This is a genomic window from Roseovarius roseus (assembly GCF_043355935.2).
GTDB classification, from domain to species: Bacteria; Pseudomonadota; Alphaproteobacteria; order Rhodobacterales; family Rhodobacteraceae; genus Roseovarius; species Roseovarius roseus.
The window spans coordinates 26,813-40,484 of the sequence record NZ_JBHFPE020000011.1 but is presented as its reverse complement, the minus strand read 5'-3'; the positions used below and the strand labels follow the sequence as shown (position 1 = coordinate 40,484).

Annotated in this window: 14 protein-coding genes; 9 read left to right on the top strand and 5 right to left on the bottom strand. The window is 64.9% G+C overall.

Annotated elements, in window-relative coordinates; genetic code table 11:
• Nucleotides 1-4: 4 nt before the first annotated feature.
• Nucleotides 5-376, bottom strand: a complete 372-nt coding sequence (locus tag ACEWPL_RS14770; RefSeq protein ID WP_393929424.1) for a hypothetical protein — start codon at nt 374-376, stop codon at nt 5-7.
• Nucleotides 377-486: 110 nt separating this feature from the next.
• Here ACEWPL_RS14770 and ACEWPL_RS14765 point away from each other — a divergent pair, with 110 nt between their 5' ends.
• The 6 genes from ACEWPL_RS14765 (at nt 487) to ACEWPL_RS14740 (ending at nt 6,725) form a co-directional block, all read left to right on the top strand.
• Nucleotides 487-1,926 carry an FAD-linked oxidase C-terminal domain-containing protein gene (locus ACEWPL_RS14765; RefSeq protein ID WP_393929426.1) on the top strand — a complete coding sequence of 480 codons (1,440 nt, stop codon included), beginning with the start codon at nt 487-489 and terminating at the stop codon, nt 1,924-1,926.
• Nucleotides 1,927-1,987: 61 nt separating this feature from the next.
• Nucleotides 1,988-3,109 (top strand): FAD-binding protein, encoded by a 1,122-nt coding sequence (locus ACEWPL_RS14760; protein WP_393929428.1) that lies wholly within the window; start codon nt 1,988-1,990, stop codon nt 3,107-3,109.
• Nucleotides 3,109-4,449, top strand: a complete 1,341-nt coding sequence (gene glcF / locus ACEWPL_RS14755; RefSeq protein WP_393929430.1) for a glycolate oxidase subunit GlcF — start codon at nt 3,109-3,111, stop codon at nt 4,447-4,449. Before ACEWPL_RS14760 ends, glcF begins: the two co-directional genes overlap by 1 nt.
• Before the next feature lie 51 nt (nt 4,450-4,500).
• Nucleotides 4,501-5,319 carry a trypsin-like serine peptidase gene (locus ACEWPL_RS14750; protein WP_393929432.1) on the top strand — a complete coding sequence of 273 codons (819 nt, stop codon included), beginning with the start codon at nt 4,501-4,503 and terminating at the stop codon, nt 5,317-5,319.
• Entirely contained in the window at nt 5,316-6,119 is an 804-nt protein-coding gene (locus ACEWPL_RS14745) for a trypsin-like serine peptidase (RefSeq protein ID WP_393929434.1), read from the top strand. Before ACEWPL_RS14750 ends, ACEWPL_RS14745 begins: the two co-directional genes overlap by 4 nt.
• A gap of 138 nt (nt 6,120-6,257) precedes the next feature.
• Nucleotides 6,258-6,725, top strand: a complete 468-nt coding sequence (locus tag ACEWPL_RS14740) for an Hsp20 family protein (RefSeq protein WP_393929436.1) — start codon at nt 6,258-6,260, stop codon at nt 6,723-6,725.
• 81 nt (nt 6,726-6,806) lie between these two features.
• Here ACEWPL_RS14740 and ACEWPL_RS14735 read toward each other — a convergent pair whose 3' ends face one another.
• The 3 genes from ACEWPL_RS14735 to ACEWPL_RS14725 all read right to left on the bottom strand — a co-directional run bounded on the left by ACEWPL_RS14735 (nt 6,807) and on the right by ACEWPL_RS14725 (nt 10,548).
• A complete protein-coding gene (locus tag ACEWPL_RS14735) occupies nt 6,807-8,276 on the bottom strand; it encodes an NAD-dependent succinate-semialdehyde dehydrogenase (protein WP_393929438.1) in 1,470 nt (489 codons plus the stop codon).
• Nucleotides 8,277-8,367: 91 nt separating this feature from the next.
• A complete protein-coding gene (locus ACEWPL_RS14730) occupies nt 8,368-9,471 on the bottom strand; it encodes a transporter substrate-binding domain-containing protein (RefSeq protein WP_393929440.1) in 1,104 nt (367 codons plus the stop codon).
• 69 nt (nt 9,472-9,540) lie between these two features.
• Nucleotides 9,541-10,548 (bottom strand): P1 family peptidase, encoded by a 1,008-nt coding sequence (locus ACEWPL_RS14725; RefSeq protein ID WP_393929442.1) that lies wholly within the window; start codon nt 10,546-10,548, stop codon nt 9,541-9,543.
• A gap of 143 nt (nt 10,549-10,691) precedes the next feature.
• Here ACEWPL_RS14725 and ACEWPL_RS14720 point away from each other — a divergent pair, with 143 nt between their 5' ends.
• Nucleotides 10,692-11,900, top strand: coding sequence for an aminopeptidase P family protein (locus ACEWPL_RS14720; RefSeq protein WP_393929444.1), 1,209 nt, complete (start codon nt 10,692-10,694; stop codon nt 11,898-11,900).
• Between the two features lie 57 nt (nt 11,901-11,957).
• On the opposite strand, the gene ACEWPL_RS14715 is transcribed toward ACEWPL_RS14720, so the two are convergent.
• Nucleotides 11,958-12,494 (bottom strand): DUF3833 domain-containing protein, encoded by a 537-nt coding sequence (locus tag ACEWPL_RS14715; protein WP_393929446.1) that lies wholly within the window; start codon nt 12,492-12,494, stop codon nt 11,958-11,960.
• A gap of 193 nt (nt 12,495-12,687) precedes the next feature.
• On the opposite strand from ACEWPL_RS14715, the gene ACEWPL_RS14710 reads away from it, so the two are divergent.
• Nucleotides 12,688-12,954, top strand: coding sequence for a hypothetical protein (locus ACEWPL_RS14710; protein ID WP_393929448.1), 267 nt, complete (start codon nt 12,688-12,690; stop codon nt 12,952-12,954).
• A gap of 10 nt (nt 12,955-12,964) precedes the next feature.
• The gene (locus ACEWPL_RS14705) at nt 12,965-13,543 is read left to right on the top strand and encodes a DUF1523 family protein (RefSeq protein WP_393929450.1); all 579 of its coding nucleotides are present in this window, start codon (nt 12,965-12,967) and stop codon (nt 13,541-13,543) included.
• Nucleotides 13,544-13,672 lie beyond the last annotated feature (129 nt).

Below are 13,672 nucleotides of genomic sequence, written 5' to 3'. Positions count from 1 at the left end.
AGCGTCAGAACTGAAGATCGACCGGTGTAAGCGGCTCCGATACATCCCCGTGCGAGCAATGAGCCCGGATATAGACGCGCCGCGTGCCATCGGGCAGCATCACCTGCCGCAGACTGCGGGTGAACGGCTGCTCGTTCACATGGGGGTGATGGAGCGTGCGGCTAGCCAGCACCGTGCCATCCTCGTTCAGCACGTCCCAGCCATCGGCATAGTGATCCCAGCCGGTATCGTCATGGCGGATCGCGACCGAAAGCTGCCATCCCATGCCGTCGCGCTGGGCCGAGGCGGCGGTCACGACAGGCGGCTCGGCCAGGGCCGGGACTGTGGCAAGGGCGGCGACAAGCGCCGACAGGGCGGGGACGAGAATCGATTTCATGCGCCCCTTCTACACGCCGCCGGGTGCCTGCGCACGCCTGCCCCTGTGACAACCGCGTGTCTTGCGCCCGCACGGCGCGCACAATACCGTGACACTTAGGAGGACATCTCATGGATATGCCAGCCCCCGACGCGGCCATCATCGCCGCCAAGGACAGCATCGTCGCGCGCCTGCTGCAGGTGCTGCCCGCCGATGCCGTGATTTCGGACCCGGCCGAAACACGCGCCTATGAATGTGACGCGCTCGCCGCCTATCGCTGCGCGCCTCTGGCGGCGGTGCTGCCACGCACGACCGCCGAGGTTTCGGCGGCGCTGCGCGTCTGCCATGAGATGGGCGTGCCGGTGGTGCCGCGCGGGGCGGGCACGTCCCTGGCCGGTGGGTCTTTGCCCACCGCCGATAGCGTGATCCTCGGGACCGCGCGCATGACCGAGGTGCTGGAGACGGATCTGGACAGCCGCATCATCCGGGTCGAAGCGGGGCGCACGAACCTCTCCGTCACCGGCGCGGTGGAAGAGCACGGATTTTTCTACGCGCCCGATCCGTCGAGTCAACTGGCCTGCGCCATTTCGGGCAATATCGCGATGAATTCGGGCGGGGCCCATTGTCTGAAATATGGCGTCACCACGAACAACCTTCTGGGTGTCACGCTGGTGCTGATGGACGGTACCGTGACCGAGATCGGCGGCGCACATCTGGATGCGGGCGGGCTGGACCTTCTGGGGCTCATATGCGGCAGCGAGGGACAGCTGGGCGTCGTGACTGAGGCGACCTTGCGCATCCTGCCCAAGCCCGAAGGCGCGCGCCCCGTGCTGATCGGATATGACAGCAACGAAGTGGCGGGCGCTTGCGTGTCGGACATCATCAAGGCGGGCGTTTTGCCTGTCGCCATCGAATTCATGGACCGGCCCATCATCCGCGCGACCGAGGAATATGCACATGCCGGCTATCCCGATTGCGAGGCGCTGCTGATCGTCGAGGTTGAGGGCAGCCCCGCCGAGATCGACGAGCAACTGGCGATTATCCTGGAGATAGCGCGTCGCCATGACCCGGTGGAGCTGCGCGAGAGTGGCTCGACAGATGAATCGGCGCGCATCTGGCTGGGCCGCAAATCAGCCTTTGGCGCGATGGGGCAGATGGGCGACTATATGTGCCTCGACGGCACGATCCCGGTCAGCCAGTTGCCTTTCGTGCTGCGCCGCATCGGCGAGCTGAGCGAGGAATTCGGGCTGATGGTGGGTAATGTCTTTCATGCCGGTGACGGCAACATGCATCCGTTGATCCTCTATGATGCCAACACGCCCGGCCAGCAGGAGAAATGCGAGGGTCTGGGGGCCGAGATCCTGAAGCTCTGCGTCGAGGCGGGCGGCTGCCTGACCGGCGAGCATGGGGTCGGCATCGAGAAGCGCGACCTCATGAGCTATCAATACGCGCCCGAGGATCTGGACATTCAGATGGCGGTCAAGGATGTGTTCGACCCCGGCTGGCTGCTGAACCCGGCCAAGGTGTTTCCGCTCGGCGTGAGCGAGGCTCGGCGGATGGCGGCGGAATAGAGCCTGCGGCCCGGCGCCCCGTGGCGGGCGTCCTTTGGATATTTGAGGCAAGAAGAACGTGATGCGTCCCGAGACCGAAGAAGAACTGGCGCGAATGGTGGCCGAGGCGACCGGGCCGGTGGCCATCAAAGGCGGCGGCACGCGTGGCTTTGGCGGTGCGCCGGGCGAGGTCCTGTCGACGGGCGGGCTGTCGGGCATCACGCTTTATGAGCCCGGGGCGCTGACGCTGGTGGTGCGCGCGGGCACGCCGCTGGCCGAGGTCGAGGAGGCGCTGGCGCAAGAGGGTCAGAGGTTGGCTTTCGAGCCGATGGATCACCGCCCGCTCTTGGGCACCGAAGGCGTGCCGACGATCGGCGGCGTCGTGGCGGCGAATGTTTCGGGGCCGCGCCGAATCGCGGTGGGCGCGTGCCGCGATTTCATGCTGGGCGTGCGGTTTGTCGATGGGGCAGGGCGCATCGTCAAGAATGGCGGGCGCGTGATGAAGAACGTGACCGGCTACGACCTGACCAAGCTGATGGCGGGCAGCCATGGCACGCTGGGGGTGCTGACCGAACTGTCGCTCAAGGTGATGCCGATCCCGCGTGCGTCTGTGACGCTGGCGCTGGACGGGCTGGAGGAGGCCCGCGCCGTTGCGGCGCTGTCGCGGGCGATGGGATCGCCCTTCGAAATATCGGGTGCTGCGCATGTGGCTGTGGGCACGCCGCGCACCCTGCTGCGGCTTGAAGGGTTCGAGGCGTCGGTCGCCTATCGCGCCGAGCGCCTTCGGACGCTGTTGGGCGAGTTCGGGTCCTGGGACGTGATCGAGGACGGCGCGTCGCTGTGGCAGGGCATCCGCGACGTCACGGCCCTGCAGGGCGGCGGTGATGTCTGGCGCGTGTCGGCGCGGCCCACAGAGGGACCGACGCTGGCTGCGCGGGTGCCGGACGCCGACGCGGTCTATGACTGGGGCGGTGGCCTGATCTGGCTGCGCGTGCCCGAAGGGTTTGATCTGCGCGCCGCGCTGGGCGATTTTGGCGGCCATGCAACGCTGATGCGGGCGGCGCCGGTGACCAAGGCGCGGCTGGGCGTCTTTCATCCGGCATCCGGGCCGGTGGCGACGCTTGAGGCGGGGCTGCGCGCGCGGTTCGATCCGCGCGGCCTTTTCAACCGGGGCCTCATGGCCCCCCGGAAAGGATTCGCCTGATGCAGACGCATTTCACACCCGATCAGCTGAGCGATCCGGATGTCGAGCGTTCGAACCAGATCCTGCGCGCTTGCGTGCATTGCGGGTTCTGCACCGCAACCTGCCCGACCTACCAGATCCTTGGCGACGAGCTCGACAGCCCGCGCGGCCGCATTTATCTGATCAAGGACATGCTGGAGAACGAGCGCGTTCCAGACGCCAAGACGGTCAAGCATATCGATCGGTGCCTGTCCTGCCTTGCTTGCATGACGACCTGCCCGTCGGGCGTGCATTACATGCATCTTGTCGACCATGCGCGCGCCTATATCGACCAGCATTACCAGCGGCCCTGGTCCGACCGCGCGCTGCGCTGGCTGCTGGCGCGCATCCTGCCCTATCCGGGGCGCTTTCGGGTGGCCCTTCTGGGGGCCAAGATAGGGCGGCCTTTCGCGCGGCTGATGCCCGATGTTCGCCTGCGCGCGATGCTGGAAATGGCGCCGAAGCGCATCCCGCCCGTCAGCCGCAATGACGATCCGCAAACGCACAAGGCCAGCGCGCCGCGGCGCAAGCGTGTGGCGCTGATGACGGGCTGCGCGCAAAAGGCGCTGAACACCGATATCAACGACGCCACCATTCGCCTGCTGACGCGGCTGGGCTGCGACGTGGTGGTGGCACCCGGTGCGGGCTGTTGCGGTGCGCTGGTGCATCACATGGGCAAGACCGGCGAGAGCCATGACGCCGCCGCGAAGAACATCCGCGCCTGGAGCGCCGAGATGGATGGCGGCGGCCTTGATGCCATCGTGATCAACACCTCGGGCTGCGGCACGACCGTCAAGGATTACGGGCATATGTTCCGCAATGATCCGCTGGCCAAGGATGCGGCGCGGGTGTCGGACATCGCGATGGATGTGTCCGAACTTCTGATGCAGCTGGACCTGCCGGAGGGTGCGCCTAAGGGGATGACGGTGGCTTATCATGCCGCCTGCTCGCTGCAGCATGGCCAGCAGATCAAGACCTATCCCAAGGACCTTCTGCGCCGCGCGGGGTTCGACGTGGTCGAGCCTGCTGAGAGCCATCTGTGCTGCGGCTCGGCGGGCACCTACAACTTGATGCAGCCGGTGATTTCAAAGCAGTTGAAGGCGCGCAAGGTCGCGGCAATCGAGGCGCGCGCACCCGATGTGATCGCGGCGGGCAATATCGGCTGCATGATGCAGATCGGCAGCGGCACGGCCATCCCGATGGTGCACACAGCCGAGCTGCTGGACTGGGCAACCGGCGGCCCGCTGCCCCCCGCGATGAGCGACGCTGAGCGCGTACCGGATTTGCGCCGAAGCGTGGAGGGCGCCCAAATTTTGCCCTGAATCGTTGATACCAGAGCCGAACCTGACCGCCCCTCAATCCCCGGAGACCTTATGCTGCGTATCCTGCTGACCGCCCTGACGCTGGGCCTGATCTTCGGTAGCGCGCCGGTGATGGGGTATGCGCAGGAGGCCGGGCTCAAGCGTCTGGATACCGGCGATGACGGGCGCGGCTGGGAGGCGGTGGGCCGGCTGGAGCTGGCCGGGCGCGGGTTCTGCACCGGGGCGCTGATTGCGCCCGATCTGGTGCTGACGGCGGCGCATTGCCTTTTCGACAGCGACACGGGCCTGCGTCTCGACCATGAAAAGATCGAGTTTCTGGCCGGCTGGCGCAATGGACGCGCCTCGGCCTATCGATGGGTGCGGCGGGCTGTGGTGCATCCCAGCTATGTGCAGGATGGCGAGGTTGCGGCCGAGCGGGTGCGCAATGACGTCGCCCTGTTGGAGCTGCGGCACCCCATTCGCAATGCACGCGTCGCGCCCTTTGCAACCGACGAGCGCCCCGAGCCGGGGCAGCGCGTGGGCGTCGTCAGCTATGCGCGCGGTCGGTCGGATGCGCCTTCCCTGCAGGAGGTTTGCGAGGTGATGGCGAGGCAGGAGGGCGTGCTGGTGATGTCCTGCGACGTGGATTACGGCAGCTCGGGCGCGCCCATTTTCACCTTTGACGGCGGCGCGCCGCGGGTTGTGTCGGTGGTGTCGGCCATGGCCGAGGTCGACGGACAGAAAGTGTCCCTCGGCACGCAGCTGCAACTGCCGTTGGAACTGCTCAAGGCCGAGTTGGCCGCCGGGCAGGGCGCGCGCGTGGGTGTGGGCCCGATCATGGCCGAGGTTGGCCAAGCGCGCGACACAGGCGCCAAATTCGCCAAGCCGTGAGAGGGCTGCGGAATATCCTGGCGGCCTGCGCCGCGCTGGTCGCCCTGGCGGTGCCGCTCAGCGCGGGCAGCAACCTGATCCGGCTAACGGACCGCGAGGATCTTTTCGGTTGGGAAGCGGTCGGGCGGCTTGACCTCGAGGGCAAGGGATATTGCAGCGGTGCGCTGATCGCGCCTGATCTGGTCCTGACTGCAGCGCATTGCGTTTACGATGATACCGGCGCACTGATCGCGCCTGATCGCATCACCTTCAGCGCCGGCCTGCGCGATGGCATATTCATCTCGCAAACCGGAGTCGCCCGGATCGCGGCGCATGACGGATATTCTCCCGGACGCCGCATGGATGCGGAGATGATCCGCCACGATGCCGCTCTTCTCAAACTCTCGAAGCCGATCCCGGCAGCGGTGGCCAGCCCGTTCGCCCTGTCCAGCGCCGAGGCCGAGGCGGGCCTGACGGTGAGCGTCGTCAGCTATGGACAGGGGCGAGACGCGGCCCTGTCGTGGCAGCGCGAATGCGGGGTGACGGCGGCGGGGCAGGGCCTGATGGCGTTCGATTGCGACGTGACCTTCGGCAGTTCCGGTGCCCCCGTCTTTGCGCGGGGCATGGGGCAGCGCGTGCGGATCGTGTCGCTGATCTCGGCGGGCACGCCCGACACCGCTTACGGGATGGAGCTTCCGGGCCTCGTGAAGGATCTGAAACGCGCTCTGCGCACCACCCCGCGCGCGGTGGGCACGATCCCCCGCAGCAACAATCTCGGCCTTGGCGGCGCGGCCAATGGTGCGAAATTCGCCAAGCCGTAGGGCCATCCGGCAGGTCTTGAAACCGGGCTCAAACTCTCCCAGATATTAAGGGCGGGACGCTTCACGGGTCCGCGCGAAGACCGCCTGTCCCATATGGGAAGGCATTTCATAATGGTATCGCTCAATGGAGGATGACCCATGCGAAACTTTGATCTGGCCCCGCTTTACCGGGCCACTGTCGGCTTTGACCAGATCGCGGACATGATGGACCGCGTGCTGACTGCGGATACGCCGCAGCCGACCTATCCCCCCTACAATATCGAAAAGACCGGCGAGGATGCTTGGCGCATTTCGATCGCTGTCGCAGGCTTTGCCGAGGATGACCTGTCGGTCGAGCTGCGCGAGGGCGCGCTGATCGTCTCGGCCCGCAAGGCAGATGACGGCGAAGAGCGCACCTACCTGCATCGCGGCATCGCCACTCGCGCCTTTGAGCGTCGGTTCCAACTGGCCGATCACGTGCGCGCGCTGAACGCGGCCCATGCGGACGGCATGCTGCATATCGACCTCGTGCGCGAAGTGCCCGAGGCGCTGAAGCCCCGCCGCATCGCGATCAAGAGCCGCAAGAGTGCGGACAAGGACGCGATCGACGCGAAATCGGTGAACTGAAACGACAGCGCCCCGCCGGATAACCGGCGGGGCGCATGATTTTCTCTGAAGAAAATCGAGAAGAAAATTCAGGGAATTTTCTTAGACCGACATGCAGATGTATTTCATCTCCAGATAATCCTCGATGCCGTGATGGCTGCCTTCGCGGCCCAGCCCTGATTGCTTGACGCCGCCAAAGGGCGCCAGTTCGGTCGAGATGATGCCGGTGTTCACGCCCACGATGCCATATTCCAGCGCCTCGGCCACCTTGTAGACGCGGCTGAGATCCTTGGCGTAGAAATAGCTGGCAAGGCCGAAGATCGTGTCATTGGCCATCGCGATCACGTCATCCACATCCTCGAACTTGAAGAGCGGCGCAAGCGGGCCGAACGTCTCATCCGTGGCGAACTGCATGTCCTGCGTTGCGCCGGTGATGATGGTGGGGGGAAGGAAGTTGCCCTCGCGCTGCGCAGGCTCGCCGCCGCCCAGGATCACTTTGCCGCCTTTGGCCTTGGCGTCTGCCACGTGCTCTTGCACCTTGGTGATGGCGTCCTTGTTGATGAGCGGACCGAGGTTCACGCCCTCTTCCATGCCGTCGCCCATCTTCAGCTTTTCAACAGCCGCCTTCAACTTCTCGGCGAAGGCATCATAGACACCGGCCTGCACATAGATCCGGTTGGCGCAGACGCAGGTCTGGCCGTTGTTGCGGAACTTGCACATGATCGCGCCTTCGACGGCGGCATCGAGATCGGCGTCGTCGAACACGATGAAGGGCGCGTTGCCGCCCAGCTCCATCGAGCATTTCATGACCTGATCGGCGGCCTGTTTCAGCAGGATCCGCCCCACTTCGGTCGACCCGGTAAAGGTCAGCTTGCGCACGGCGGGATTCTCGCAGAATTCCTTGCCGACGTCGGAGGAGCGCGACGAAGTCACGATGTTGAAGACGCCTGCGGGGATGCCCGCACGCTCGGCTAGCACGCCGAGGGCGGTGGCGCTCAGCGGCGTCTCGGCGGCGGGGCGACCGACAAAGGCACAGCCGGCGGCCAGCGCCGGCGCGGCCTTGCGGGTGATCATCGCGTTGGGGAAGTTCCAGGGCGTGATCGAGGCGGCGACGCCGATGGGCTGCTTGATGACCATGATGCGTTTATCGCGCTGATGGCCGGGGATCGTTTCGCCGTAGACGCGCTTGGCCTCTTCGCCAAAGAATTCGACGAAGGACGCGCCATAGGCGATCTCGCCCTTGGCCTCGGCCAGCGGCTTGCCCTGCTCGGCGGTCATGATGGTGCCCAGATCATCCTGGTTCTCCATCATCAGGTCGAACCACTTGCGCAGGACGGCCGCGCGCTCCTTGCCGGTCCACTTTGCCCAGTCCTTCTGCGCCTTCTCGGCGGCGGCGATGGCCTTGGCCACCTGATCGCGGCTGAGATCGGCCACCTGCGCGATGACATCGCCGCGCGCGGGGTTCATCACGTCGAACGTCTTGTCGCCGCTGACCCACTCGCCGTTCACATAGGCCTTGTCGGCCAAGAGGCTGGGGTCCTTGAGCAGTGATTTGAGATCTGTCGTGCTCATGTCATGCATCCTTTCGGGTTGATTTTGGCGCAAGGCAAAGCACCTTGCGCCGGTCTTGTCCAGCCTCGGGCGCGTTTGGCGGCCATAGGCGTCAGTTATTGCCGAGATACCTGCTTTGAACATCGGCCCAGCGGTTGCTGCGCAAATACTCCAGAAGGGCCTGGTTCATCGGCTCGCGCAGGGGCGAATCGGCCTGAAGGGCGATGCCGTAATCCTGCCGCCCCACCGCATCCTCCAGCACGCGCACCTCGCTGTCATACTCCTGCAAGGCGACCCATTGTAGCAGCGGGCGGTCATGCACCACGGCGCCGACATGGCCGGCAAGCAGCGCGTCAAAAGCCTCCTCGACATCGTCATAGCGCGCGATACGAACTCGGCGGGCGACCATTTCCTCGGCGCCGGTGGTGCCGTCGATGACGCCCACGCGCACGTCGCTGAGATCCGTGACGCTCTGAATCGGATTGCCAAGGCTGCCCACTGTCAGGGATGCCGCGATTGCGGCGGTAAAGCTGGCGACAATCAGCATCGAGGTGAACATCCAGATCAGCCCGACGATGCGCCCGCCCAGGCTGCGCGGTGCCTTGTCGCCATAGCCCACGGTCGTCATGGTCACGGCGGCCCACCAGAACCCGTCGCCAAGGCCGCGCGCCGCGTCCTTCGGGAACTCCTCGTTATGGCCCCGCTCAAAGGCCCAGACGGCGGCACCCGCCGACAAAAGGACCGCCGACAGCGTCGCGATAGCGACCGCGAATTGCCAGGTAAAGAAGTTGCGCAACACCTGCATCCAGCCGCTTCCGGCCTCGGGGTCGACCGCGATGCCAAGTCCTGTCGTGTAGTACGGAAATGTGAAATCCAGTTTGGCCTCGCGTGCCGGGGTGATCGTGATGGCGGCGGCAGCGGCATCGACAGCGCCGGCTTCGACAGAGTCCAGCATGCCCTCCAGCGTATCGTCTCGCCATTCGACAGTGCGGCCCAAATCGGCGGCGACGGCAGTGACCACGTCGATGGCGATGCCGGTCCACTCGCCTTCCGCCCCCACATAGGCAAAGGGCGGGGTCGTCTTGGTGGCCACGATCAGCGGGGCCTCCACGGTCTCGCTGGCGGCATTCTGAGCTGTGACGGTTAGCGGTGAAAGGATGCTTGCGGTCAAAAGAATGAGACAGGCGGCGAGGCGGCGCAGTTGGGATCTTGGCAAGTCGTAAAGCTCCGTATCAATTCGTCGAATAGTGGGCGCAACAGGCCCGCGCTGGAGGTGGTTCATGCGTCATCGCCCGTGAAGATCGCTCCAGCAGGGCACAGTATCACCATCGGCAGGCTGCGCCAGCCATACCGCCCGCGCGATGGCGCGCGCAAGGCAGGTGGCGGCGGCATGGCCCAGCATCATCGCCTCGCTTGGATCACCAAGGGGCCGCGCGCCCGTGCTGGCGGCAAAGACCAGATCGCCATCCATCGGCGTGTGCGACGGGAGTAGCGCGCGCGCCATACCGTCATGCGCCGATGTGGCGAGGCGCGTGCATTGCGACTGATCCAGCGTAGCATCGGTGGCGACGATGGCGATGGTGGTGTTGCCGCCGCCCATCTTGGTGCGCGGCCGATGCACCTCACCGAAATCCCCCGCCGCGCCCAGCCCGCCGAACTCGCCCGCGATCTCGAACGGAGCGGCCCAGAAATGCGGGCCTGTCCCGACGGTGGCCGATCCCAGGGCATTGACCGCGACGAGCGCGCCAACCGTATGCCCCGATGGCAGGATGTAGGAGGCCGAGCCGAGGCCGCCCTTTAGCGCCACCGTCAGCGCTCCGGTGCCCGCGCCGAAACTGCCCAGATCGAAACCCGTATTGCAGACGGCCAGCGCCTCGGCCCCGAGGCGTTTGTAAGGGTTCTCGGACCAGTCCTTGTCGCCGCCATTCAGCAGATCGAAAAGGATCGCGCCCGGCACGATGGGCACCTGCACCGTACCCACGGCAAAGCCGCGCCCCGCGGCGGCCAGCGCATCAGCCACGCCCGAGGCGGCATCAAGGCCGAAGGCCGACCCGCCCGAGAGCACCAGCGCATCGACCTGCTGGACGGTGCGGTCCGGCGCCAGCAAATCCGTCTCGCGCGTGCCGGGCGCGCCGCCCATCACATGCACGCCTGCTGTAAACGGCGCATCTGCCGTCAGAACGGTGACGCCCGTCTTGATGCGCGCATCCGAGGCATTGCCGACGCGCAGCCCCGCGACATCGGTAATCAGGTTCAGCGGGCCGGGCCGCGCCAAGGAGGATTGATCCATCATGCGAAACATCTTGCCAGAATGCGCGGGATCGGCAAGAACAGCCTTGGCCGGAGCGGTGGCGCCGCTCGCCCGTCCCGGGCCAAGGCCTCATATCCCAACAGTCCTGAACGCCGGGACCTTTTCTGAACAAGGAAAGGTTTATTATGACTGCACGTCCCGAAATGTATCGCTTTCACAATGGTGAAAAGGCGCCTCTTCAATTCGAGGCCGCCGAATACGAGACACGCCTGCGTGGCCTGCGCGCCCGCATGAATGATCTGGGTGTCGAGGTGGCCGTCTTCACCTCGATGCACAACATCGCCTATTACTCGGGTTTTCTTTATTGCGCCTTCGGTCGCCCCTACGGCCTTGTCGTCACCGCCGATCAGGACGTGACGATCAGCGCGGGCATCGACGCGGGCCAGCCTTGGCGCCGCTGCCATGGCGACAACATCACCTATACCGACTGGCAGCGCGATAATTATTGGCGCGCGATCGTCTCGGTCTGCGGTGAGGGCCGCGTTATCGGCTACGAGGCCGATCATCTGACGCTGGTGCAGAAGTCCAAGCTTGATGGCTTCCTCAAGCCCTCCAAATCGGTCGACGTCGCGCCGACGACGATGGTGCAGCGGATGCACAAGAGCGCAGCCGAGATCGCCCTCATTCGCCGTTGCTGCAAGGTCGCCGATGTGGGCGGCTATGCGGTCCGCGATGCCGTCAAGGTCGGCACGCGCGAGATCGACGTGGCGATGGCGGGCCGCGACGCGATGGAGATGGAGATCGCCCGCGAGTTCCCGGACGCCGAATATCGCGACACCTGGGTCTGGTTTCAGTCGGGCATCAACACTGACGGCGCGCATAACCCGGTGACTGCGCGCGAGCTGGAGCGCGGCGATATCCTGTCGCTCAACACCTTCCCGATGATCAGCGCCTATTATGTCGCGCTGGAGCGCACAATGTTCGTGGGCGAAGTCGATGATGCCTCGCTCAAGATCTGGGAGGCGAATGTTGCCGCGCATGAATACGGCATGAGCCTGCTCAAACCCGGCGCCTCCTGCGCCGAGGTGACGAACAAGATCAACGACTTCCTCGAAGAGCGGCAGCTCCTGCAATACCGCACCTTCGGCTATGGCCACTCATTCGGTGTGCTCTCGCATTATTACGGCCGCGAGGCAGGTCTGGAGCTGCGCGAGGATATCGATACTGTCTTGGAGCCCGGCATGGTTATCTCGATGGAGCCGATGCTGACGATCGCCGATGGCCAGCCCGGTGCCGGCGGCTACCGCGAGCATGACGTGCTGATCATCACCGAGGACGGCAACGAGGACATCACCGGCTATCCCTATGGCCCGGAGTTCAACGTCATCGGGTGAAACCGGCAAACCGGAAAGGGCGGGCCGTTGCGGGCCGTCCTTTCCCGATGGCGCGTGTCATTTGCGCTCGAACATGATGGTGACCTCGCCCACCGGAATGCCGTATCGCTCCATATAAGCGCGGTTCAGCAGGCGATCTTCGGTCAAGAGCCACATCCAGTCATCGAAGGTGACGCGCGTCGTCTCGCCATCTCCGGTCGGCAGATCGATCGTGTAGTGCCAGTTGAACATATCGGCCCGCTCGCGTCCGCGCGCGGTGCCGATGACGCCCGGCGCGGTGCCTTGCCACGTATCCTCGCCGGTTTTGCGCAGCGTCCAGATGCGCTGTTCGGTTGATTGGTCCTCGTAGACGAAATCCTCGACCAGCCTGAGCGTTTCGCCATCCCATCTCCCCTCCACCTCGACGGTAAAGCGGCGACTGACATTGCCGAGGATATCCTGGAACTGACCATGGGCGACCAGATCACCGGCAAAGAACTCCTCAAGGTTCAGCTTGCGCTCGGACAGGGCCGGATCTTCGAGCGAGGGCCGGCCCGCGCAGGCCGCGATGGTCAGTAGAGCGGCGGTGAGGATGAGGGCGCGAAACGGTCTCATGATGCAGGTCCTTTCCAGGTGGTAGTAGGGAAACTGAGCGCACCGGACGGAAAATCAAATCAAATCTCCACGACGCGCCCGGCGTCCCTGCGGCAAAGCGCGCGCCAGGCTCTGGCCGGATGTCCCCAAACCCTGTTTCCATATCCCCCCGATCCGCCCTACAAAGGGGCAGCGCATCCGGAGGGGACGTATCATGGTCGCACTCTTGAAACTGGTCCTTGTCGGCGGGATCATCCTGACGGTGATCTACGTCCTGCTCTCTATCTATTCGCGCCGGGTGCGGCGGGGCAAGCTGGAGGCGGAGTGGCTGATCGCGGGCAAGCCGGGCGATGAGGACGCATTTGTCGAGGCGGGTCTGAAGGAATATGACGCCTCGTTGCGACGAAAACTGATCCTGGGCGTTTACGTGGTGCCGGTAACGGTGGTGGCGATTATCGTCTACCTGACGAATTTCAACTGAGGGGGCCCGAATGGTCTATGTGAAATGGGTTTTCTGGGGCGTGTTCTGGGCGGTGATCCTCGCCTTTCTGCACTACACGCTGCCGCAGCACGATGTCGTCCGCATCACCGACACCTATGAGACCCGCGAGGATTTCGATTACCCGTTTTTTTGGGCCAATCCCCCCAGCAGCGACACGGGGGCACCGACCAACCGCGATGTCTTCTTCATCCAGACCTTTCTCGAGAGCGGCAAGCCGATGATCTATCGCAACGAGGACACCGGCTGGGGCTGGCCGCCCTATTTCAAGTTCGACACGGCGAACCTTCAGGCCGAGGCGTCAGACCTCGTCTCGACGCGCAGCGCAAGCGTCGCGCAATGGGTGTCCATCACGCATTACGGCTGGCGCAACGAGTTCCTGTCGATCTATCCAAACGCCGTTTCCGTAAGGCCCGTCGCCGGCTCGGACGTGCGCATCATCCCGTGGTTTAACATCATCCTGCTAACGGTCCTTGCGGCCTTCGCCTGGGGTATCTGGGCGCGCTGGCGCAAGTTCCGCGCCCGGCGCGAGCAGCGCAAGGTGGATGAATTCACCGAAGGCTGGGGCTGATCGCCGGGTGCCATCCCATCGCCGCGTGCGCCGCCAGTCCGCTGACCGCGCAGAAGGACCGTGACAAGAGCGGGGCGGTTCTGCTTAGATCGGGCTGACCAAAGGCCGCTTCTGCCCGCGCGGCGCCCC